Origin of the sequence: Solimonas marina, from assembly GCF_012241385.1 — a bacterium.
GTDB classification, from domain to species: Bacteria; Pseudomonadota; Gammaproteobacteria; order Nevskiales; family Nevskiaceae; genus Solimonas; species Solimonas marina.
Genome location: NZ_JAAVXB010000022.1, coordinates 1 through 20,866 on the forward strand (window position 1 = coordinate 1; position 20,866 = coordinate 20,866).

A 20,866-nucleotide genomic window follows, 5' to 3' on the forward strand; every position below is an offset into this window, starting at 1 on the left:
CCAGCTTGGCCATCGATCACCTCCTCGACGAATGCGTCGAATCTTGAGGTGTTGCATTGACCGGTTGAACCCACCGCGGCTTTTTTTAGAATGTCGCGCTCCTCGGTCAGGCGCTTCACCTCGGCCTTGAGCCGGCGCACCTCGGCGCTCTGGTCCGCCTCGGCTCGCGTGGCCGTCGCCGGCTGCCCGAATTTGCGCTTCCACTCGTACAGGCTGTGCGTGGTAATGCCCAGCCGCGCCGCCACGTCCTTCACCGAATGGCCGCGCTCGGTCACTTGCTTGACCGCTTCAATCTTGTACTCATCCAAATACCGCTTGCCGCTCATGCCAACCTCCTCGTTTGCCAGAAATTATGGCTCCGAGTTGGCTACAAAAGACTGGCCGGTCCACAGCAGGCTGACCAGCCGATTCAGTGCGGGCAAATAAGCGAAGCTCTGGTGGGTCGAGCTCATCTTTAGGTCGTGCTTGACGACGGCCGTCTGCAGGCACTGAAAGAACGGCCGCGGGTATGGCCGGAGCAGTTCCGACCAGTCCGCTTCGTCGCCGCGTACGAAAATCGAAACGTCTTCGTCCTCAAAGCTGCGAGAAACTGCTTCGACGAGCTTGCCGTCAGAGAAGCTCAACAGTGAATTTTTCGATCCGATCGACACGCCGATCGTGCCATCGAAGAACCGCATCTCCCGGGAAAATTCGGGGTCATTCATGGCCTCTCTGACAACTGAGGCGATATCAAAAAGTAGGGGCATTACATCTCCTCCGATATCTATAGTGATTCCGCTTGAGCTGATGCCGATTACGGCAGCAGCCGGTACATTTCCGTATGGTCTGTCGTCGCAGTCGCGTCGGCGGCCTGTGCTTCCCATAACGCAAGGACCGCATCGCCGATCTGCGTCGAGGTCTGCATTTCATGTGCGAGGTTCATCGCGATGCGAAGATCCTTGGCCATCAGCTTCAGGGAAAAGCCCGATGCGTAAGTGCCACTCAACATGAACTGCTTCGCCTTGGTTTCCGACGTGTTCGAGCGCCCGGAAGAGGCATTGAGGACATCGGTCATGGCTTCAGGCGCAATGCCGAACTTCTCGGCCGCGTGAAGGGCTTCGACGGTGGCAACCAGATGCGACGCGGAGACGTAGTTGTTCAAGGCCTTGGCAGCGTGACCAGCACCTGCAGCGCCGACGTGAAAGATCGACTTTCCCAACGTTTCCAGGACCGGACGGGCACGCTCCAGATTTGCGGCCGCACCGCCGACCATGATCGCCAGCGTTCCCTCCGTGGCTCGCTTGACGCCCCCGGATACTGGTGCGTCGATGAAGCTCAGGCCCATCTCCTGAAGGCGCGCTGCGACGTCCCGGGTCCGCATGGGCTCAGACGAGCTCATGTCTACAACCAGTGCGCCCTGCGACAGCTTGCCGGCGAGCCCATCCGTGAACAGCACCTGCTCGACGACAGCAGACGTCGGCAGCATGGTGATCAGAAAATCGAGGCTGGACCACATCGCGTCGGCTTCGACGATGGCCGCGCCGATCTCTGTGGCCAAGCGTGCCGCCTTGCCCTGGTCCGCATCGGCGAGCGTCAGCTTAAAGCCAGCGCCCGCCAGCAATCGCGCCATCGGTTCTCCCATCATCCCGAGACCGATGACGCCGACTTTCAGCGCCATGCTCTGATCGCTCATATGCCCATGTCCTTGAAGACGTCCCGAGCGAGGCGAAAGCTTTCCAGTGCCGCTGGGGCACCGCAATAAATGGCGGTCTGCAGAAAGACCTCCTGAATTTCGGCCTTGGTCAAGCCGTTGTTGATCGCACCGCGGATATGAACCTTCAGCTCGTGCGGGCGATTCAGCGCCGTGATCATTCCAAGATTGAGCAGACTGCGCTGCTTGCGATCGAGGCCTGGGCGATTCCAGATTTCGCCCCAGCACATTTCAGTCACCAGGGCCTGCATCGGCATCGAAAATTCATCGGCGCTCTTTAGCGATGCCTCAACGTATTCGTCGCCCAGTACTGCCTTACGTGTCGCCAGTCCCTTTTCGAACAACTCGTTACTCACGAAAATCTCCAGTGTGTACCGTCGATAGCCAATCAAAAGCGCAAATGGCGGCGAGCCCGTCTCGCCGAGCCTTTGCAGCGCAATGCGTCACGCCCGTTCTAGTCGTCAGCATGAAGATTTGACGGTAGTCTTGCGCTTTGTCGGCTCGTCCGATGGTGTGATTGTCGTACAATCCTACACCGAGCGGGGATGCCGCTGTCAAGAGCTCGCTTGCGCCCGATAAAAGGGGGATCGATTGAAAAGCCAGGAAGACCCGACCACTCACAACAAGCTGACATTGGCCCGCGAGACCGCGTCGCTGCGCCAGCAAGTCGTTACCGCCATTCGTGACGCGATCCTGTTCGGCGGGCTCGCGCCTGGTCAAAAGCTGAGTGAGCGAGAGCTATGCGCCAACCTTGGCGTCAGCCGAACGCTGCTACGAGAAGGCCTGCAGCAGCTGCAGGCCGAGGGCTTGATCGTCAACGTGATGCACAAAGGTCCATCCGTCGCCTCCCTTACGCGAGAGCAAGCTCGCGACATCTACAAAGTTCGCGGTTCCCTGGAGGCGCTGGCCGCCAAGGAGTTCACACAGAATGCGACGAATGATCAGCGCAAACTTCTGGCGCAGCGCCTGAAAGACATCAAGAAGGCGGGAACGCAGAACGATTCCCACGACCTGGTCAAGGCCAAGAATGCCTTTTACGACGTGCTGATCTCAGGTTGTGGAAACGCGGTTGTGGGGCAGATGCTGACGACGCTCAACAATCGCGTGACGATCCTGCGCCGGCAGTCACTGGCAACGCCGGGGCGCTTGTCGAAGAGCCTCGAAGAACTACAGGCCATCCTCAAGGCGATAGAGGCCGGCGATGGCGATCTGGCCGGACAGCTCTGCGCACAGCACGTGGACAACGCCGCCGACATCGTTTTGAGCCAGTTCAGCAAGCCTAGGAAATAAGGCGCTTCGGAAGCGGAGACGAAAGATTCGACAAAAGCGAAAGCAGATCTGGCGGTGAATGGCATTTATTCGTTACGGCGCTGAATTAATTTCAGCAACGCACGTAGCGCCTGGGGTAATTGCCGGCGGCTGGGGTAGTACAGGTGAAACGCGGGCCCGATCGATGACCATTCCGGGAGCACTTGCACCAAGCTGCCGTCTGCAAGTTGCCTGGCAACACGGTCGGCGAGCACGTAGGCAATGCCCCCGCCGGTCTCTGCGATTTCGATGGTCGTAATGGTTTCGTTTACGACGATGGACCAATCCGCAGAAAACACCACTCTGTCCTGCCCTCGTTCGAGCTCCCAGTGATAGAGCTGGCCGTTACCCATGCGGATGCCAATGCACTGATGCCGCGAAAGATCCTCGGGCTGCGCCAACGACGGAGATGCATCCAGATATGGACGTATCGATAAGGCTGTGCTCAACACTGTGATCATTTCGGGACAACACGATCGACGGTCACGGTGCGTCAAAGGGGGTTACTTGCCGGACAGACCACAGCCCCCGCTAGCGCATGTAACCGCATCCGGCACCTCTCAAACGAGCATAAGGCAAATTCAACACTGCAGCCAGAAATAAGGAATGTTGATTGATGCAGATCAACGAGCATTCAGCCGCCGTTCTCTACACTGATATGGCCTTGTAGTCGTCCGCCATCGACAGCATTCGATTTAGAGTTGCTGATGGCGGCGAGGCCGCGTATCGATTTTCGATCACAGAGACTTGCAATGCCCATTGGACCTGACAATACCGCCTACTCCGTTGTCGAGTGCGACGGCGGATCGTTTGCTGTTGATATCGCGCGTGCGGATGCATTGAAGCGTCGCGTAGATGGATTCAAGACCCGGCAAGAGGCCGAGGATTGGATTTTCGCGCAGATGGAGCGCGCGGACTCGAATCCAGAGCCGTATGCCGGCCCGGCCGACAGCGTCCCGGGCCATCACGGACAGCCGCCGGTCGACTGACTGAAACCGGCATACCGGCGCCCTTTCGGGCGTCGGGCTCAGGTGTATTCGGGTAGCTGGTCCAGCAGTTTGTCGAGCGTGACCGGGTAGCGGCGCACACGCACACCGGTGGCGTTGTAGACGGCATTGGCAACGGCGGCGGCAACGCCGCAGATGCCCAGCTCGCCGACACCCTTGGCTTTCATTGGTGACGAGATGGGGTCGGTTTCATCGAGGAAGATCACCTCCTGATGTGGAATGTCCGCATGCACCGGCACTTCATAGCCGGCCAGGTCGTGGTTGACGAAATAGCCGAGGCGTTTGTCGACGGCGAGTTCTTCCATCAGCGCAGCCCCTGCCCCCATGGTCATTGCGCCGATGACCTGACTACGCGCCGACAGCGGATTGAGAATGCGGCCGGCGGCGCAAACCGCCAGCATGCGGCGCAGGCGGATTTCGCCGGTTGCGGCGTCTACACCGACCTCGACGAAGTGTGCGCCGAACGTGGACTGCTGATATCGCTCGTCCAGATCGCCGTATTCGATCTGGTCCTCGACGACGAGTTCACCGCCGCGTGCCGCCTGCGCGAGCGGCAGGCTGCGGCCGCCGACACTGACACGGCCATCCGCGAAATGCGCGGTGGCGGCGTCGAGTCCGAGCCGCGCAGCAACCGCTTCGCGTAGCTTCATGCAGGCGGCATAGACGCCGGCTGTGGAGCTGTTGGCACCCCACTGCCCGCCCGATCCGGCAGACACCGGAAAGCGCGAGTCGCCGAGGCGCACGCTGACCTGCTCCAGTGGCAAGCCCATCATCTCTGCCGCGGTCTGCGCGATGATGGTGTAGCTGCCGGTGCCGATATCCGTCATGTCGGTTTCGACCGTGACGCCGCCGTCGCTGCTGAGCCGCACGCGTGCGGCTGAAGTTCTGACGAGATTGTTGCGAAATGCGGCGGCGACGCCGATACCAACCAGCCAGCGGCCGTCGCGCACGCTGGCCGGTTTCGGATTGCGCTGCTGCCAGCCGAAGCGGTCGGCACCGTTGCGCAGGCAGCGCACCAGCTCGCGTTGCGAGAACGGCCGCTGCGGGTGCTCAGGATCGATTTGCGTGTCGTTGACGATGCGAAATTCAATGGGATCCATGCCGAGCTTTTCGGCCATTTCGTCCATCGCGATTTCCAGGGCCATCAGGCCCGGCGCCTCGCCAGGCGCACGCATCGCATTGCCCTCCGGCAAATCCAGCCTCGCCAGCCGTTCGCGCGTCAGGCGGTTGGCGCCGGCATAGAGCAAGCGCGTCTGTCGCACCGCCGTTTCCGGGCCGCCGCCTGGCAGGTCACCGGACCAGCTCTCGTGCGCAATGGCGGTCAGGCGACCGTCGTGGCCGGCGCCGAGACGAAGGCGCTGGATCGTCGCCGGCCGGTGCGTCGCGTTGTTGAAGATCAGCGGCCGCTGCAGCGCCAGCTTCACTGGCCGCTTGGCGGCGCGGGCGCCGAGCGCGGCCAGTACCGCGTCGGAACGCACGAACAGCTTGCCGCCGAAGCCGCCGCCGATGAATGGCGAGACCAGACGCACTTTCTCGCGCGGCAGATTCAAGGTTCTGGCGACGTCGGAACGCCCCCAGTCGATCATCTGATTGGACGTCCACAGCGTCAGTTCGTCACCGTTCCAGATGGCGACCGACGCGTGCGGTTCCATCATCGCGTGCGAATGGTCGGGCGTGGCGTAGGTCGCATCGAGCGTCACCGGCGCGGCGGCGTAGGCTGCCTCGAAGTCCCCCACCGCGGTATCGGATTGCGCGCCCGGCTTCACGGCCGTGTCGAGCGTGCCGGCCAGATCGAACGAACCCTTGTGGCGGGCGTAGCGCACGCGGATCAAATGCGCGGCGGCGCGTGCTTGCTCGAAGCTTTCGGCCACGACCACAGCGACCGCCTGGTGGTAGTGCTCGATCTCCGGGCCACCGAGCAGCTTCGCGGTATTCATGCGCCCCTTGCCGAGCTTGCCGGCGTTCCTGGCGGTGACGATGGCCAGCACGCCCGGCGCCGCTTGCGCGACCGACAGATCCATCGCTTCGATCCGCCCTTTGGCGATTGCCGCGCCAAGCACGTAGCCGTAGGCCGCGTCGGGCGCGACATCGTGCCGCTCGTAGGCGTAGGCGGCACGGCCCGTGGTCTTCAGCGGCCCGTCGATGCGCTCCGTGGAACGGCCGACGACCTTGAGCTGGTCAATGGGGTTGTGACCGGCGGGTTGTTCGAATTTCATCGCGTCAGGCCCTCGCGTCGGCCAGCAGCGCCGCCAGCGTGCGCTGCGCCAGCGTCAGTTTGTAGGCGTTCTCTTCGGTCGGGTGCGCGTCGGCGAACAGCTTGCCGGCCACCGCTTTGGCACCATGCGGCAGCTCGCGGTCGGCCGCCTCGACCCGCCAGGGCTTGTGCGCGACGCCGCCCAGCGCGACGCGTCCCGTACCGTCGCGCTGCACAATGAGGCCGACCGACACCAGCGCGAACGCGTACGACGCACGATCGCGAACCTTGTGGTATTGCTGAATGCCGCCGATCGGCGCGGGCAGCGTCACCGCGGTGATCAGCTCGCCTGTTTTCAGCGTCGTTTCGATCTGCGGCGTGTCGCCGGGCAGGCGATGAAAGTCGGCAATCGGAATGCGCCGCGTCGCACCGTCCGCCGCCACCGTCTCCACCACCGCATCGAGTGCACGCATTGCCACCGCCATGTCGCTGGGATGCGTCGCGATGCACGCCTTACTGCCGCCGACCACGGCGTGTTGACGGCTGACGCCGCCAATCGCGGCACAGCCGCTGCCGGGAACGCGCTTGTTGCACGGCTGATTGGTATCGTAAAAGTACGGACAGCGCGTGCGCTGCAGCAGATTGCCGGCGGTGGTCGCCATGTTGCGCAGCTGGCCGGAAGCGCCGGCCACGAGCGCGCGCGACAGCAGCGGATAATCGCGACGCACGCGTGCGTCGGCCGCCAGATCGGTGTTGCGCACCAGCGCGCCGATGCGCAGGCCGCCGTCGTCCATGCTGTCTATCGTGTCGAGCGCCAGGTTGTTGACGTCGATCAGGTGCGACGGCGTCTCGATCTCCAGCTTCATCAAGTCGAGCAGATTGGTGCCGCCGGCGACGAACTTGGCATTCGCCATACGGACCGCGCTGGCCGCGGCGGCGGCGGGCGACGCAGCCCGCTCATAGGTGAACGCTCTCATGTGGCACTCCCCGCCACTTCCGTGATGGCTTCGACGATGTTCGAGTACGCGCCGCAGCGGCAGATGTTGCCGCTCATGCGTTCGCGCAGCTCGGCGGCCGTCAGTGGCGGCGGGATATTGAGATCGGTGGTCACATGGCTGGGCACGCCCTGGCGAATTTCGTCGAGCGTCGCCACCGCGGAGCAGATCTGACCCGAGGTGCAGTAGCCGCACTGATAGCCGTCATGCTTGACGAACGCCGCCTGCATGGCATGCAGATGGCCCGGCTGACCGAGGCCCTCGATCGTCGTGATGTCGGCGCCGTCACGCATCACCGCCAGCGTCAGACAGGAGTTGATGCGGCGTCCGTCGGCGATCACCGTGCAGGCACCGCACTGTCCGTGGTCACAGCCTTTCTTCGGCCCGGTCAGCCGCAGGTGCTCGCGTAGTGCATCGAGCAGTGTCGTGCGCGTATCGAGCGTCAGCTCCTGTTCTTTGCCGTTGACCCGCAGCTTGATGCTGGCGTGCGATGGCGGCCGACCCGTTGCCGTGGGGGCGGCCGCCACCTCGGGCGCGGCGACCGCCGCAACCGATACGGCGCCGGCACGAAGCAACCCGCGGCGCGTCAATCTGAACTCCTTGAAAGCGTCCATGTGATGTCGATCTGCGTTGAAGAGAGCGAAGGCGGAGACAGGATCTTTGATCTGCCCGACGATGAAGCTTTGTATCCCACGATACGCGCCGCTTCGTCGTATCGACAAATGTCAGTGTTGAATACCGGCTGACTGTTAATTTTTCGCGACGATTAGGCAATCGATCCTGGCCTGCGCTGCTGAACGTTTGCGGACGGCGCGCTTACATCCCTACATTTCGTATCGAACGTCGAAAACTTAAACATCAGTTTAATGTCGTGTGTCCCGGCACTTTTCGTAATGTCACACGGGCGCTTTGACATTGAAGTTATCTTCAAGCTTAGAGTGCGGCGATCATCATCAGGACCCATCGTATGAACGTGTTCTCGCCGCTGACGCTGCCCAACGGTTCGATCATTCCGAATCGCATCGCCAAAGCCGCCATGGAGGAAAACCTGGCGGATCTCGAACAGGCCCCGTCCGCGGCCTTGATGTGCCTTTATCGCGCCTGGGCTGAAGGCGGCGCCGGCCTGATCATCAGCGGTAACGTGATGGTCGACAGCCGCGCGATGACCGGCCCCGGCGGCGTGGTGCTCGAGGACGAGTCGAACCTCGACAAGTTTCGCCGCTGGGCCGACATCGGCCGCGCACACGGCGCGCAGTTCTGGCTGCAGATCAATCACCCCGGCCGGCAGATGCAGGCCAATCTCGGCCAGCCGACCTGGGCGCCGTCGGCGGTGCCGCTGGAGCTGGGCAAGATGTCCAAGCATTTCGCGATACCGCAGGCGATGACGCCGGCGATGATCGACGAGGTCGTGCAGCGCTTCACGCACACCGCGCAGCTGGCCGAGCAAACCGGCTTCACCGGCGTCGAAATTCACGCCGCGCACGGCTATCTGCTCAGCCAGTTCCTGTCGCCGCTGAGCAACCGGCGCACCGACGCCTGGGGCGGCTCGCTCGAAAATCGTGCACGCCTGCTGCTCGACATCGTCAAGGCCGTCCGCGCGGTCGTCTCGTCGTCGTTCGCCGTGGCCGTCAAGCTCAACTCGGCCGACTTCCAGCGCGGCGGTTTCAGCGCCGACGACGCGCAGCAGGTCGTGCGCCTGCTCAATCCGCTGTCTGTCGATCTGGTCGAGCTGTCCGGCGGCAGCTACGAAGCGCCGGCCATGCAGGGCCAGGCGCGCGACGGCCGCACCTTGGCGCGAGAGGCGTACTTTCTCGAATTCGCGCGCGACGTGCGCGCGATCGCGACGATGCCGATCATGGTCACCGGCGGCATCCGCCGCCTGCCGATCGCACAGCAGGTGGTCGACAGCGGCGTCGAGATGGTCGGCATCGGCACGGCCTTGTCGATCGATCCGTCGCTGCCGCGTGAATGGCAGCGCGGTACGGAAGCTGCGCCCGCCCTGCCGCCCATCACCTGGAAGAACAAGCCCCTTGCGTCGCTGGCGACGATGGCCGTCGTCAAATTCCAGTTGCGCCGCCTCAGTGTCGGCCGCAAACCGCAGCCAAAGGTGTCACCGCTGCGCGCGTTCATCCTGCAGCAGCTGGCGACGATTCTGCGCGCGCGCCAATACCGGCAACGCATGGCACGGCGCTTGGGTTCTACCTAATCCGCATCGCGGTCGATGCGTCAGCGCCGTCCGAGTTTCTCTGAGCATGCCGGCTCTGCTCCGGTCAGTGAGCCGATGCCTTTCAGAAACCTTCGTGCCCCTCTCCACGTTTTCCACAAATAGAAACGGCCAGAAAATATCTCAGGTCATTCCAGTCCGCGGGATCATTCTTTGTGCTGGCATGCGGACTCCGCAACCATCTCGCGTCTTTCTCTGTTCGCCTTTCAACATCGCGCGCTTCGGCAGTATGCTCGGGTGCGCTCGATCTTCGTTTGATTAGCGGCTTGCCTCGCTCATCCGTTCCAGAATCCGTCGCAGTTCCGCCAGATCCTGTTCTGGCAATCCGACCAATCCGGCCGGCGGTTCGTCGAAAATATTTTTCAGTGCCGCAATACGCTTACGCCCTTCGGCGGTCAGCGAAACGAGTTTTGCACGCCGGTCATCCGGGTGCTGGCGTCGCTGGACCAAACCGCGCGCCTCCAGGTCATTGACGATCACCGTGGTGGCCGGTGCGTCGATCCCCATGTCGTACGCCAGTTCGCTCAAACTACGTGCTTGATCACGCAAACGCCGCAGCGTGCGCACGCGACTGAACGGCAGGCCGGTGGCCTCGCTGGCCTTGCGCCGCCAGTCGCTGCGCGACTCGGCTGCCAGCGCCATCAGCAGTTCCCAGGCGCGGCGGGCGTCGCGCTTTGCAGCGCTCATTGCGGTTCTTCCAACAGATGTGCGACACGCTGGGCGCTGGCGTGTCCGCGTGCACCGGTGGACAACAAGCCGAGGCCGAAGATCAGCACGCCGCATCCCGTCAGGATCCACCACACCGTGTGGGTGGCCTCCGTGAAACCGGAGGAAACTGCATGACGAGGCGTGTGCAGGCTGCCGACCAGTGAACCCGCCAAGGCCACGCCCAGAGATACCCCGACCTGTCGGCTGGTACTGGCGACGGCCGCGGCCAACCCGGCTTGTGCACGGGGCATGCCGGAGACGGCCGCATAAGTCACCGGCGCATTGACCATCCCGAAGCCGCAGCCGAACAGGCCGAAGGCCACGAGCAAGAGGGGTAGCGGCGTCTCGGCGGCGAGCTGCGTCAGCATCAATGCGCTGAGCGTCAGCATGGTGCCGCTGATCAGCAGCGAAGGCCGTGCACCGCGCGCGGCCACCATCCGGCCGGAGATGGGCGACAGCACCATGACGGCGAGCGCCATCGGCATCAGGCACAGCCCGGCCACAGGTGCCGAGAAGCCGCGTTCTTCCTGTAGATAGATGGAGCCAAGGAACAGGAACGCGCCCATCGACGCGAACATGCTGACGGCGATCAACGTCGCGCTGCTGAACGGCAAGCTGTGGAAGAAGCGCAGGTCCAGCAGCGGTTCCTGCTGCCTGGGTTCATAGACCAGCAACGTGGCAAAGGCTGCAACGGCGAGCAGCGCCGCCCCTCCCGCTTGTAAGCCGCCACTGCGCGGTCCCTCGATGAGCGCATAGGTCAGCGAGGCGAGCCCCGTGAGCAGCAGCAACTGACCGACAGGATCGGGCCGCCGTGGTTTTGGCGCGCGCGATTCCGGCACGTAGCGGGCCATCAGCCACATCGTCAGGGCGCCGATCGGCAGGTTCACCCAGAACACGGCCTGCCAACCGAAGCCATGGGTCAGCACGCCGCCGGTGACCGGGCCGAGCGCCATCGAGATGCCGGCCACTGCCCCCCAGATACCGATCGCACGGGCGCGATCGGCCGGCGCCGGAAAAGTGTGCACGACGATCGACATCGCGACCGGATTGAGCATCGACCCGCCGACAGCCTGTATGACTCTTGCGGCTATCAGCCAGCCGATGCTGCCGGCCAGACTGCACAACAGCGAGCCGAGCATGAACAGACCCATTCCCCATTGGAACACCCGCCGCCGTCCCAGCCTGTCGGCGGTTGCGCCGCCGAGCATGAGGAAACTGGCGAGCACGATGGTGTAGGCATCGACCACCCACTGCAGGCCGGAGAGCGACGCGCCAAGATCACGGCGGATCGCCGGCAACGCGACATTGACGATCGTGATGTCCATCGACACCACCAGCAGGCTCAGGCAGCAGGTCGCAAGCACCAGATTGCGTCGTGCAGGGGTCATGGCTTCAATACTTGTATTCATACAAACATTGTATTAATGCAATTATTTTTGAGCAAGCCCTGTGCATCCCCGCTCGGTCTGCATCCGCAACCCGGTGCGCCGCAGGCGGCAGGTCGTTTCACTGGATGGGGCGCCGCTGGAAGCGGCGGCGAATGTGTTAGATTCGCGCCGTCGGAAAAGGCAGACTTGGTTTGGTAAGCCCAAGTCCTTTTGGTAACGAAAGCTCTGGTCTTTGGCCTCGCGCAGCAGACCCCCACGACGAACATCGGACGCCCGTCAAGCGTCCCCTGCTTCGTCCGGGTCGCACTCCATGCCGAGGAACGCTCCGGTCGAACATCGACACAGGAGCTTTTTATGCCGATCCGCAACGCCATTTCCTACGACGTCATCATCGCCGGCGCCGGCGCCGTCGGCCTTTTCCTCGCGTGTGAACTGCGCCTCGCGGCGCTCTCCGTTCTCGTGCTGGAGCAGGCCGCTGATCCGCACGCGACGCTGAAGCGGGCTCCATTCGGAACACGCGGCCTTTCATCCCCCACCCTCGAAGCCCTGGACCGTCGCGGTTTTCTGGATGAAGTCCTGGCAGCGCTGCGTCACGATCGGCGCCGCCACCCGGCCTCCGCGCATTGGATGCAGCAATCACGTCGCCCGGCCGGCCACTTCGCCGGTATTCAGTTCTATCAGGATCAGATCGACGGCGTGCAATGGCCCTATCGCTTCCCGAATCCGGCCGGTCTCAGCCTGCCCGTCGATTTGGAATCGCTCGAATCCGTCCTCGCCGCGCGTGCGCTGGCGATGGGTGTCGAAATCAGGCGTGGCGCCCGCGTCGACGGTTTGAAGGCGGCAGACGACAGCGTTGCCGTCTTCGCTGCGAGCGAGACGTTTCACGGCCGCTGGCTGGTCGGCTGCGACGGTGGCAGAAGCACTGTCCGCAAGGCGGCCGGCTTCACGTTCGCCGGGACCGACCCTGAATTCACCGGCTATTCCGTCGATGTCGAATTGGCAACACCGCATCCGCTGCGTGTCGGCCGGCATCACACGGCGACCGGCGTCTACACCTATGCCGAGCCCGGCACGATCACGATGGCCGACTTCGACAACGGCGCCTGTCATCGGCGCGAGTCGATCACGCCCGAGCACGTGCAAGCAGTGCTGCGCCGTGTTTCGGGCCTGAATGTGACCGTGACCGTGACCGCACTGCGGCTCGCGGCGACGTGGACCGATCGCGCCCGTCAGGCGACCCGCTACCGCGACGGGCGGATATTGCTCGCCGGCGATGCCGCGCACATTCATTCACCGCTCGGCGGCCAAGGCCTCAACCTGGGCATCGGCGACGCGATGAACCTCGGCTGGAAGCTCGCGGCGACGATCCGCGGCCACGCGCCGGCCGGATTGCTCGACAGTTATTCGGCCGAGCGCCACCCCGTCGGCGCGCAGGTTCTCGATTGGTCGCGCGCGCAAGTCGCCTTGATGCGCCCGACGCCCGGTACCCGTGCGCTCGCGAGCGTCGTCCGGGATCTGATGGAAACACGTGACGGTGCCCGCTACTTCGCCGAGCGTGTCTGGGGCATGTCGCTACGCTACGACCTTGGCGACGAGCAGCCGCTGGTCGGCCGCAGCGTTCCCGACTTTACGTTTTCCGACGGTACGCGGGTCGGCGAACACCTTCGGAGTGGGTGCGGCCTGCTGCTGGACTTCGACGGTCGGTCGTCAATGCGCGCGCTTGCACGCCGTTGGCAGGCACAAATCTCGTATGTTGCGCAGGTTCCCGATGAGTGCTTGGGCCTGGCGGCCGTGCTTGTTCGCCCCGACGGGGTCATCGCCTGGATCGGCAGTGGCGAGCCGGACCTGGACGAGCTTGCCGCGCGCCTTACGCATTGGTTCGGTGAACCCGAGTCCTGAACGGGACGATCAATGAACGCGTACGCCGGCCCCGGCGACTTCGGCACCGAAGCGCCCGGTGCCGATCGCCATGGCCTGATTGCGCGCAGCAAGCGCTGCACTATCGATCCCGGAAACGACGAAGCTGTACCACCTCGAAGCGCGCCGCGGCGGCGTCATGCGTTTCGCACTATCGCGATTCGTCGTCGGCCTCGGCGGCCTCGCGTCCGCGCTGACGGATCTCGGCTTCGCGCCGCGCTTCTTCGATCTGCATCAGCACGTCGTCGACATTGGCCTGCTCCGGATCGAACTCGAAGTGTCCGGTCAGCGGCGTGTCGACCGTCAGCGCCCCGCGCTCGTAGAGGCTCCACATTTCGTGCGCGTACCAGGTCTGCCGCAGCTCAGGCGCCGAGCGCGCGCAGTACGCGGTGATGTTCTCGACATCGCGCGCGAGCATGCGAAACGCGTTGTTGTTGGCGCTGGCATCGACTGCCTGCGGCAGGTCGATGATGACCGGCCCGTCTTCGCCGAGCAGCACGTTGAATTCGGAAAGGTCGCCATGAATCATGCCGGCGCAGAGCATCCGCACGATCTGTCGCATCAGAAACGCGTGCCAGCGCCGCGCTTCTTCGCTGGTGGCCGCGATGTTGTTGAGGCGCGGCGCCGGCGCGCCCTGCCCGTCGTCGACCATTTCCATGATCAGGACGCCGTTGAAATAACCGAACGGCTTGGGCACGCGCACGCCGGCGGCGTCGAGGCGGTACAAGGCTTCGACTTCAGCGTTCTTCCAGGCTTCTTCCTGCCGGCCACGACCATGACGGCTGGTCTTGCCCATCGCGCGCATGTCGCGACTGCTGCGTGAGCGGCGCCCTTCCTGATAAGCGGCGAGCTTGTGAAAGCCGCGCTGCTGGGCGTCCTTGTAAACCTTTGCGCAGCGAATCTCGCCGCCCATCGCGACCAGATAGACGGATGCTTCCTTGCCGCTCTTCAGGGGCCTGACGACGGCGTCGATGATGCCGTCCGCGAGCAGTTGCTCGAGGCCTCGTGGAGTTTTCAAGTCGGGTCCTTGCGTGTGCGCCGCGCGGGATGCGGGGGGGCGATTATCGCGTAGACCAGCCGGTACGGCATCGTGCTTCGATTCAGCCGCGCTCGGCTTGCGCGCGCACGAAGTCGATGAACGCACGCAGCGGCGCCGGCACCAGGCGATTGCCCGGAAAATACAGAAACGGTCCGGAGAAGCGTGCCCACCAGTCTTCGAGGATCGGCTCCAGCACGCCGCTGTCGAGATGCGGGCGCAGCCAGTCCTCGAACAGGAAGACGACGCCGGCCCCTGCGATGGCACTGGTCACGGCCAGATCGGCGGCCTCGCCAGCCTGCACCAGCAGCGGACCGCCCGGCTCCACGAACAGCGTTTCGCCGTCGCGTTCGAATTCCCACGGCGGTGTCGCGCCACTGCGAAAACGGCCGCGTAGGCAGTCGTGATCGAGCAAGTCGCGCGGGTGCTGTGGGCGGCCGCGACGATCGAGATAGGCGGGTGCCGCGGCGGCGGCGAAGCGTTGCACACGCGGGCCGATCGGCACCGCGATCATGTCCTGCTCCAACCGCTCGTCGTAGCGGATGCCGGCATCGAAACCCTGGGCGACGATGTCGACGAAGCCGTCCTCGGCGGCGATCTCCAGACGGATGTCGGGATAGGCCGCGAGAAATCCCGGGACGATGTCCGGCAACACCAAACGAACGGCACTGATCGGGACATTGAGCTTGAGCGTGCCGGCAGGCGTGCCGCGGAACGTGTTGACGACATCCAGCGCCGCCTCGACCTCGCCGAACGCTGGCCCCAGGCGGTCCAGCAGGCGCTGACCCGCCTCGGTCGGCACGACGCTGCGCGTGGTCCGGTGCAGCAGGCGCACGCCAAGCTGGGCCTCGACCCGGCGCACCGCCTCGCTAAGACCTGAGGCGCTGACGCCGGCCGTGCGGGCCGCATCACGGAATCCGCGCGCCTTCGCCACGGCGACAAAGGCGTCGAGATCGGCAAAATTGGCCTTCATTGTTCGATATACCGCACAAGTCGTTCGAATTAAATGGACTTATCGTACGCTGCTCCACTTTTTACGCTAGTGGCCTTCCCTTTGGAGAAACGCCATGAACGCTCACCACCCCTTTCAACGCGCGCGGCTCGGCGACCGCCAAGTCCGCCGCATCGGCTATGGCGCCATGCAGCTCGCCGGCCCCGGCGTGTTCGGCCCGCCCAAGGATCGCGACGCAGCGCTGGCGGTGCTGCGTGCCGTCGTCGAGCAAGGTGTCGACCATATCGACACCAGCGACTTCTACGGCCCGCATGTCACCAATCAACTGATTCGCGAGGCTCTGCATCCGTATGCGGATGAACTGACCATCGTCACCAAGATCGGCGCGCGGCGCGGCGCCGACGCTTCGTGGCAGCCGGCGTGGTCGTACGACGATCTGGTCGGCGCCGTCCACGACAATCTGCGCAACCTGAGCCTGGAATGCCTGGACGTCGTCAACTTTCGCTGCATGTTCGACGTTTACGGTCCTGCCGAAGGGTCGATCGCCGCGCCGCTGCAGACGCTCATGCAGTTGCAGCAGCAAGGCCTGATTCGTCACATCGGCCTGAGCAACGTCACCGCCACACAGGTCGCCGAAGCGCGGCAGATCTGCGAGATCGTCTGCGTCCAGAACTGGTACAACCTCGCGCACCGAGGTGACGACGCGCTGATCGACGAACTGGCACGCGACGGCATCGCCTATGTGCCGTTCTTTCCGCTCGGCGGCTTCAATCCGCTGCAGTCCGAAACGCTGACGGCGGTGGCGAAACAGCTCGACAGCACCGCGCAGCAAGTGGCGTTGGCCTGGCTGTTGCAGCGCGCGCCGAACATCCTGCTGATTCCCGGCACGTCGTCTGTTTCGCACTTGCGGGACAATCTTGCATCGGCGTCGCTGCAGCTGCCCGCAGAGGCGCTGGCGGCACTCGACAGCATCGCCGCGGCGGCCAACTGAGCAAGCTTGCAGGCCTTCAGTGTGCGAGCTCGAGAAAGCGTTCCAGACAAGGGTTGCGATGGGTCGGCGCCCAGATCAATTGCTGATCAATGCGCGGCGCGCCGACCAGATCGCGAAACACCACGTCGGACAGCTGCAGCTTGCGCATCGATGCCGGCACCAGCGCCAGGCCAACGCCCTCGCCGACCAGACTGATCACGGTCTGCTGCAATTGCACCTCGAAGCGAACCTCCGGTGAAAAGCCGGCCGATCGACAGACATCGATGATCGCGGCATGCAGCGTCGGTGCCACCGTCGCCGCGGCCAGCACAAACGGCTCATCGCGCAGCTGCCCAACCTTCAGGCGTTGCGCTTTGGCCAGTCGGTGCCGACGCGGCAGCGCGACGCACAGGCGGTCGCGAACCACGGTGCGCGCTGTCAGCCCGCGCGGCAGCACATCGGCGAGCACGATCGCCGCATCGAGCTGGCCGGCCAGGACCTGCGCGGCCAGATCATTCGACACCGCTTCGCGCAACGCCAGATTGACGCCCGGATAGGCGGCGCGAAACGCACGGGCATAACCGGGCGCGACGCTATAGGCCGCGCACATCGTGAAGCCGATCGCCAGCGAACCGGCTTCGCCGCGTGCGGCCGCACGCGCATTGCCGGCGGCCTGCTCGACCGATTTCAGGATCGCCTTGGCGTCTGCATAGAAGCGTTCACCCGCCGCCGTCAGCGCGAAGGTTCGCGGGCCGCGCTCGATCAAGGCCACGCCGAGGCCGGCCTCCAGCGACGCGAGCTGGCGGCTCAATGGCGGCTGCGACAGGTGCAGGCGTGCTGCCGCCCGGCCGAAGTGTCCGGTTTCGGCCAGTGTCACGAAATAGCGTAACGGTCGGATGTCGATCACGATGCGGAAAATGCATGATGGAGTCGCTTCGATAGTATTGGATTGCATCGTGACGTCCCACTAGTCTGGCGCCTCTTTTGGCCGAACTTCCGTCTCCATGTTGTCCACACTCGAAATCCTGCTGCCGGTCTTCGGCCTCATCCTTGCGGGCTTCGTCTGTCGCAAGCGCGATCTGCTCGGGCCCGCGGCCGCATCGGAACTGAACCGCTACGTGGTCTGGCTGGCCTTGCCCGCGCTGCTGTTCGACACCATGGCCCACGCCAGCTGGCAGCAGCTCTATCAACCCGCCTTCATCGTCAGCTTTTCGCTGGCATGCATGGGGACTTTCGTACTGATCCTGGCCGTGCGTCTGCTGCGCGGGCGGCCGCTCGCCGACGCCAGCATCGACGCGATCGCCGGCGCCTACCCGAACACCGGCTACATCGGCTTCCCGCTGTGTCTGCTCGCGTTCGGCCCACGCAGTTACACCGAAACGACGATCGCGACGATCATCGTCGCCTGCGTGCTGTTCGCCGTCGCCATCGTGCTGATCGAGGTCGGCTTGCAAGGGGAACGCGCACCGCATCGACTGGCGTTGAAGGTTTTTGCGGCCCTGGCGCGCAACCCCTTGATCGTCGCCCCCATCCTTGGCGTGCTGATCGCCAGCGCCCACCTGACACTGCCGCCGGCGCTCGAGACCTTCCTCAAACTGCTCAGTGGTTCGGCAAGCCCCTGCGCCCTGGTCAGCCTCGGCCTGTTCCTCGCGCAAAAGCGCGAAGCCGCCGCCAGCGGGCTGGCGACGGCCTGGTCGCTGGCGGCGATCAAGCTGTTGTTGCAGCCCCTATTGACGTGGTGGCTGACCGCCAAAGTCTTCGGGCTTTCCGACACACTGGTCGCGATCGCCGTGGTCCTCGCCGCGCTGCCGACCGGCACCGGGCCGTTCATGCTCGCCGAGTTTTATCGGCGCGAGGCGCACATCACCTCGCGCACGATTCTGATCTCGACCGTCGCGTCACTCGTCACGTTGTCACTGCTGCTGCTTTACGTGCACAACGTTGGCTGAGCGCGGCGCCATGGATCAAGCGCCGGCTTCGGCCATCCACAGCTCGGCATCGGCGCCCGCTGCGGTGCGCAGCGGTGCGGCCGGATCGGTGACCGCTCGCCATACGGCTTGTGCCACGTCCTTGGCATAGGTCACCGGCCCTTCCGTGTCGCCGATCCGCGCCAGCGTCGCCTTCACAATGTCGGCATAGACCTCGCCGTCCAGTGCGGCTCGATGCGCGTTGTGACCGAAACGCGTCTCCGGCGAGCGGCCCGGCAACACCAGGCGGACCTGCACACCGTGCGACTGCAGCTCGACCGCCAGCGACGCCGTAAACGCGTTCACCGCCGCCTTGCTCGCGGTGTAGAGCGAGACCAGCGGCAAGGACTTGAGGGTGACGGTCGACGTCACATTGACGATGACGCCGCCACGACGTTCGCGAAACTGCGGGATAAAAGCCTGCGTAACGGCCATCGTGCCGATGGTGTTGGTCTCGAACAGCGTGCGCGCCAGCGTCAGAGACGTGTATTCGAACGGCGCGGCCGCGCCGACGCCAGCGTTGTTGACCAGTGCATCGATCGGCCCGGCCGCATCGACGACGCGGCGGATGCTCTCCGCATCGGTCACGTCCAACGGCAGGATGCGCAGGTGCTCGGATGCCGGCAACACGGACGCGTCCGGCTTGCGCATGGTCGCGATGACCCGCCAACCGTGGTCGAGAAAGTGACGCGCGATTTCGAGGCCGAAGCCGGACGAACAGCCAGTGATCAGTATCGTTTTCATGGAGCAAGGCTCGGGGGAATGAGACGCCAAGATAGGCGGCTGGAGCCGCACTCACTACAATCAATAATCCAAATATTTTTTGAATTCGTCCGGAATGACTGACCCGCTCTCCGAAGTAGTGGGGCTCTTGCAGCCCAGCGCCCGATTTTCCAAATCGGTGCTCGGCGCCGGCGCCTGGCACGTCCAGCGCGCAGCTGGCGGCGAGCCGTTCTACTGCGCCGTCCTCGAAGGGGGCTGCCGCATCTCGCTCGATGGCGGCACCCCGATCACGCTCGAACCTGGCGATTTCGTCCTGGTCCCGAGTGCGCACTCACCGGCCGTGTCGAGCCTGCAGGCCGCCTCGCCCAGCCAGGAATACGCACACCGAGCACTCGGGAACGGCGAGTTTCGCATTGGCGACCAGCACGGCCCGACGGACATGCGTATGTTGGTCGGGCACTGCAGCTTCGGCTCGCCGGATGCTGCGTTGCTGGTCTCGTTGTTGCCCCGCTACGTGCTGATTCGCGGCGATCCACGGCTGGCCGTGCTTGCCAAGCTGGTTGGCGATGAAACGCGCGCCGAGCGCCCGGCACGCGATATGGTGCTGATGCGGCTGTTGGAAGTTCTGTTGATCGAAGCGCTGCGTTCGACGGCCGTCGCCGCTGCCTCTCCCGGTATCGTCCAAGGCTTGGCCGATGCGCGTCTCGCAATGGCGATACGCGCGATGCACGAAAAGCCGGAACATCCGTGGACCGTAATCGACCTCGCCCGAGAGGCTGCGCTGTCACGTTCAACGTTCTTCGAGCGCTTCAGTCGCATCGTCGGCGCCGCACCGATGGAATATCTGCTGACGTGGCGCATGGCGCGCGCACGTCAGTTGTTGAGCGCCGGAGATATGAGCGTCAGCCAGGTCGCCGAGTCGGTGGGCTACCGCTCCGCCAGCACGTTCAGTGTCGCCTTCTCTCGCCACGTCGGCATGCCGCCGTCGTCGTATCGACGCGAGCCACAGAAAGAAGAACTGCCCACAGAACCCGAGAGCAGTTTCTGAGCAACCGCGATTCGCCAAGCCCATCCGGCGAACCGCGGCGCTATGCTGCCGCTTATTCGATCTTGGTGACGACGCCGTCCTTGATCGACACCACGCCATTCATCTTCTTGCCGTTGCCATCGCACTTGATGGTGATGGTCACTGCGCCATCAGCGCCGACGGCCTTGCTGCTCGACGCACAGGAAGGCGGCAGTTTGGCGAGAAACTTGTCGGCCTGCTGGATATCGGCCGGATTCGCCTCGGCCGCCCAGGCTGCACCGCAAACGACCGCCGAAGCTGCGACAAAAAACGGTACGGCATAACGAGTCTTGCGCGTCATAAGCATCCTCCGTGCTTCAAATTACGCGAGTGCCTGTTGATCAGGCATGCGCGCTCGATGGGATCGTCGTCGGCATCTTGGGCCTGCATGATGACTTTCATGCGTGCGGACCCAGGCACCGCCCACGATCCCGGCAGCCCGGACCTTACGAACGCCGACCTGAATGCAGGGTGGCTGGTCGACCGCGGCACACAGCGCTCACGCGATGCGTGAACGCTCCACGCTGCCGCTTACCAACAAAATACGCCAAGATCGTCCAACTTGCGGACAAGTACGAGGCGTCATTTTGCGCCCGTTCGCCACATTTGAGCGATGTTGTAGATTTTCCGGCCGCGGAAAAACAAAAAAACCCCGATGCATTCGCATCGGGGTTCGTTGTGTTTAAGACCCTGGCAGTGTCCTACTTTCACATGGCAGCTG

The 20,866-nt window shown here is 64.0% G+C and carries 22 protein-coding genes; 7 read left to right on the forward strand and 15 right to left on the reverse strand.

The window, feature by feature from the left end:
* The 4 genes from G7Y82_RS20875 to G7Y82_RS20890 all read right to left on the reverse strand — a co-directional run.
* Nucleotides 1–326, reverse strand: a 326-nt coding sequence (locus tag G7Y82_RS20875) for a transposase (protein WP_240954474.1), incomplete at its 3' end; no start/stop codon positions are given.
* Nucleotides 327–350: 24 nt separating this feature from the next.
* Nucleotides 351–704 carry a hypothetical protein gene (locus G7Y82_RS20880; RefSeq protein WP_168150077.1) on the reverse strand — a complete coding sequence of 118 codons (354 nt, stop codon included), beginning with the start codon at nt 702–704 and terminating at the stop codon, nt 351–353.
* A gap of 89 nt (nt 705–793) precedes the next feature.
* Complete coding sequence (locus G7Y82_RS20885) at nt 794–1,672, reverse strand: NAD(P)-dependent oxidoreductase (RefSeq protein WP_168150078.1); 879 nt, start codon at nt 1,670–1,672, stop codon at nt 794–796.
* Nucleotides 1,669–2,046, reverse strand: a complete 378-nt coding sequence (locus tag G7Y82_RS20890) for a carboxymuconolactone decarboxylase family protein (RefSeq protein WP_168150079.1) — start codon at nt 2,044–2,046, stop codon at nt 1,669–1,671. The genes G7Y82_RS20885 and G7Y82_RS20890 overlap by 4 nt, the downstream gene beginning before the upstream one ends.
* A 235-nt stretch (nt 2,047–2,281) precedes the next feature.
* Between G7Y82_RS20890 and G7Y82_RS20895 the strand changes: the two genes are divergently transcribed.
* Nucleotides 2,282–2,980 (forward strand): GntR family transcriptional regulator, encoded by a 699-nt coding sequence (locus G7Y82_RS20895; RefSeq protein WP_206370950.1) that lies wholly within the window; start codon nt 2,282–2,284, stop codon nt 2,978–2,980.
* A gap of 65 nt (nt 2,981–3,045) precedes the next feature.
* On the opposite strand, the gene G7Y82_RS20900 is transcribed toward G7Y82_RS20895, so the two are convergent.
* The 4 genes from G7Y82_RS20900 to paoA form a co-directional block, all read right to left on the reverse strand.
* Nucleotides 3,046–3,399, reverse strand: a complete 354-nt coding sequence (locus tag G7Y82_RS20900; protein WP_206370951.1) for a LysR substrate-binding domain-containing protein — start codon at nt 3,397–3,399, stop codon at nt 3,046–3,048.
* 626 nt (nt 3,400–4,025) lie between these two features.
* Entirely contained in the window at nt 4,026–6,221 is a 2,196-nt protein-coding gene (gene paoC, locus G7Y82_RS20905) for an aldehyde oxidoreductase molybdenum-binding subunit PaoC (RefSeq protein WP_168150081.1), read from the reverse strand.
* A gap of 4 nt (nt 6,222–6,225) precedes the next feature.
* A complete protein-coding gene (locus G7Y82_RS20910) occupies nt 6,226–7,176 on the reverse strand; it encodes an FAD binding domain-containing protein (RefSeq protein WP_168150082.1) in 951 nt (316 codons plus the stop codon).
* The gene (gene paoA, locus G7Y82_RS20915) at nt 7,173–7,808 is read right to left on the reverse strand and encodes an aldehyde dehydrogenase iron-sulfur subunit PaoA (RefSeq protein ID WP_168150083.1); all 636 of its coding nucleotides are present in this window, start codon (nt 7,806–7,808) and stop codon (nt 7,173–7,175) included. Before paoA ends, G7Y82_RS20910 begins: the two co-directional genes overlap by 4 nt.
* Before the next feature lie 353 nt (nt 7,809–8,161).
* Here paoA and G7Y82_RS20920 point away from each other — a divergent pair, with 353 nt between their 5' ends.
* Nucleotides 8,162–9,400 carry an NADH:flavin oxidoreductase/NADH oxidase family protein gene (locus tag G7Y82_RS20920; protein ID WP_168150084.1) on the forward strand — a complete coding sequence of 413 codons (1,239 nt, stop codon included), beginning with the start codon at nt 8,162–8,164 and terminating at the stop codon, nt 9,398–9,400.
* Nucleotides 9,401–9,676: 276 nt separating this feature from the next.
* Here G7Y82_RS20920 and G7Y82_RS20925 read toward each other — a convergent pair whose 3' ends face one another.
* Nucleotides 9,677–10,105 carry a MarR family winged helix-turn-helix transcriptional regulator gene (locus tag G7Y82_RS20925; RefSeq protein WP_206370953.1) on the reverse strand — a complete coding sequence of 143 codons (429 nt, stop codon included), beginning with the start codon at nt 10,103–10,105 and terminating at the stop codon, nt 9,677–9,679.
* Nucleotides 10,102–11,535 carry an MFS transporter gene (locus G7Y82_RS20930; protein WP_206370954.1) on the reverse strand — a complete coding sequence of 478 codons (1,434 nt, stop codon included), beginning with the start codon at nt 11,533–11,535 and terminating at the stop codon, nt 10,102–10,104. Before G7Y82_RS20930 ends, G7Y82_RS20925 begins: the two co-directional genes overlap by 4 nt.
* Before the next feature lie 333 nt (nt 11,536–11,868).
* Between G7Y82_RS20930 and G7Y82_RS20935 the strand changes: the two genes are divergently transcribed.
* Nucleotides 11,869–13,413 carry an FAD-dependent monooxygenase gene (locus tag G7Y82_RS20935; protein WP_168150085.1) on the forward strand — a complete coding sequence of 515 codons (1,545 nt, stop codon included), beginning with the start codon at nt 11,869–11,871 and terminating at the stop codon, nt 13,411–13,413.
* A 169-nt stretch (nt 13,414–13,582) separates the two neighbouring features.
* Here the strand turns inward: G7Y82_RS20935 and G7Y82_RS20940 are convergent, their stop codons facing one another.
* Together G7Y82_RS20940 and G7Y82_RS20945 are read right to left on the reverse strand one after the other, a co-directional pair.
* On the reverse strand, nt 13,583–14,449 hold the full coding sequence (locus G7Y82_RS20940; RefSeq protein WP_168150086.1) for a PA4780 family RIO1-like protein kinase: 867 nt from the start codon (nt 14,447–14,449) through the stop codon (nt 13,583–13,585).
* A gap of 82 nt (nt 14,450–14,531) precedes the next feature.
* Nucleotides 14,532–15,440, reverse strand: a complete 909-nt coding sequence (locus tag G7Y82_RS20945) for a LysR family transcriptional regulator (protein WP_168150087.1) — start codon at nt 15,438–15,440, stop codon at nt 14,532–14,534.
* 94 nt (nt 15,441–15,534) lie between these two features.
* On the opposite strand from G7Y82_RS20945, the gene G7Y82_RS20950 reads away from it, so the two are divergent.
* A complete protein-coding gene (locus G7Y82_RS20950) occupies nt 15,535–16,410 on the forward strand; it encodes an oxidoreductase (protein ID WP_168150088.1) in 876 nt (291 codons plus the stop codon).
* A 16-nt stretch (nt 16,411–16,426) separates the two neighbouring features.
* Here G7Y82_RS20950 and G7Y82_RS20955 read toward each other — a convergent pair whose 3' ends face one another.
* Nucleotides 16,427–17,296, reverse strand: coding sequence for a LysR family transcriptional regulator (locus G7Y82_RS20955; protein WP_168150096.1), 870 nt, complete (start codon nt 17,294–17,296; stop codon nt 16,427–16,429).
* Between the two features lie 97 nt (nt 17,297–17,393).
* On the opposite strand from G7Y82_RS20955, the gene G7Y82_RS20960 reads away from it, so the two are divergent.
* Nucleotides 17,394–18,338, forward strand: coding sequence for an AEC family transporter (locus G7Y82_RS20960; protein WP_168150089.1), 945 nt, complete (start codon nt 17,394–17,396; stop codon nt 18,336–18,338).
* Between the two features lie 15 nt (nt 18,339–18,353).
* Here G7Y82_RS20960 and G7Y82_RS20965 read toward each other — a convergent pair whose 3' ends face one another.
* Entirely contained in the window at nt 18,354–19,100 is a 747-nt protein-coding gene (locus G7Y82_RS20965; protein ID WP_168150090.1) for an SDR family oxidoreductase, read from the reverse strand.
* A gap of 94 nt (nt 19,101–19,194) precedes the next feature.
* Between G7Y82_RS20965 and G7Y82_RS20970 the strand changes: the two genes are divergently transcribed.
* Nucleotides 19,195–20,127 (forward strand): AraC family transcriptional regulator, encoded by a 933-nt coding sequence (locus G7Y82_RS20970; RefSeq protein ID WP_168150091.1) that lies wholly within the window; start codon nt 19,195–19,197, stop codon nt 20,125–20,127.
* 52 nt (nt 20,128–20,179) lie between these two features.
* Here the strand turns inward: G7Y82_RS20970 and G7Y82_RS20975 are convergent, their stop codons facing one another.
* Nucleotides 20,180–20,446 (reverse strand): hypothetical protein, encoded by a 267-nt coding sequence (locus G7Y82_RS20975; protein WP_168150092.1) that lies wholly within the window; start codon nt 20,444–20,446, stop codon nt 20,180–20,182.
* A gap of 209 nt (nt 20,447–20,655) precedes the next feature.
* Between G7Y82_RS20975 and G7Y82_RS21265 the strand changes: the two genes are divergently transcribed.
* Nucleotides 20,656–20,866 (forward strand): hypothetical protein (locus G7Y82_RS21265; RefSeq protein ID WP_206370959.1); only part of this gene is annotated, 211 nt, incomplete at its 3' end.

Excerpts from the sequence above, each read along its gene's own strand:
- G7Y82_RS20880 (WP_168150077.1), bottom strand. The coding sequence starts at position 704 with ATGAATGACCCCGAATTTTCCCGGGAGATGCGGTTCTTCGATGGCACG.
- G7Y82_RS20885 (WP_168150078.1), bottom strand. The coding sequence starts at position 1,672 with ATGAGCGATCAGAGCATGGCGCTGAAAGTCGGCGTCATCGGTCTCGGG.
- paoC (WP_168150081.1), bottom strand. The coding sequence starts at position 6,221 with ATGAAATTCGAACAACCCGCCGGTCACAACCCCATTGACCAGCTCAAG.
- G7Y82_RS20910 (WP_168150082.1), bottom strand. The coding sequence starts at position 7,176 with ATGAGAGCGTTCACCTATGAGCGGGCTGCGTCGCCCGCCGCCGCCGCG.
- paoA (WP_168150083.1), bottom strand. The coding sequence starts at position 7,808 with ATGGACGCTTTCAAGGAGTTCAGATTGACGCGCCGCGGGTTGCTTCGT.
- G7Y82_RS20920 (WP_168150084.1), top strand. The coding sequence starts at position 8,162 with ATGAACGTGTTCTCGCCGCTGACGCTGCCCAACGGTTCGATCATTCCG.
- G7Y82_RS20925 (WP_206370953.1), bottom strand. The coding sequence starts at position 10,105 with ATGAGCGCTGCAAAGCGCGACGCCCGCCGCGCCTGGGAACTGCTGATG.
- G7Y82_RS20930 (WP_206370954.1), bottom strand. The coding sequence starts at position 11,535 with ATGAATACAAGTATTGAAGCCATGACCCCTGCACGACGCAATCTGGTG.
- G7Y82_RS20935 (WP_168150085.1), top strand. The coding sequence starts at position 11,869 with ATGCCGATCCGCAACGCCATTTCCTACGACGTCATCATCGCCGGCGCC.
- G7Y82_RS20945 (WP_168150087.1), bottom strand. The coding sequence starts at position 15,440 with ATGAAGGCCAATTTTGCCGATCTCGACGCCTTTGTCGCCGTGGCGAAG.
- G7Y82_RS20950 (WP_168150088.1), top strand. The coding sequence starts at position 15,535 with ATGAACGCTCACCACCCCTTTCAACGCGCGCGGCTCGGCGACCGCCAA.
- G7Y82_RS20960 (WP_168150089.1), top strand. The coding sequence starts at position 17,394 with ATGTTGTCCACACTCGAAATCCTGCTGCCGGTCTTCGGCCTCATCCTT.
- G7Y82_RS20965 (WP_168150090.1), bottom strand. The coding sequence starts at position 19,100 with ATGAAAACGATACTGATCACTGGCTGTTCGTCCGGCTTCGGCCTCGAA.
- G7Y82_RS20970 (WP_168150091.1), top strand. The coding sequence starts at position 19,195 with ATGACTGACCCGCTCTCCGAAGTAGTGGGGCTCTTGCAGCCCAGCGCC.
- G7Y82_RS20975 (WP_168150092.1), bottom strand. The coding sequence starts at position 20,446 with ATGACGCGCAAGACTCGTTATGCCGTACCGTTTTTTGTCGCAGCTTCG.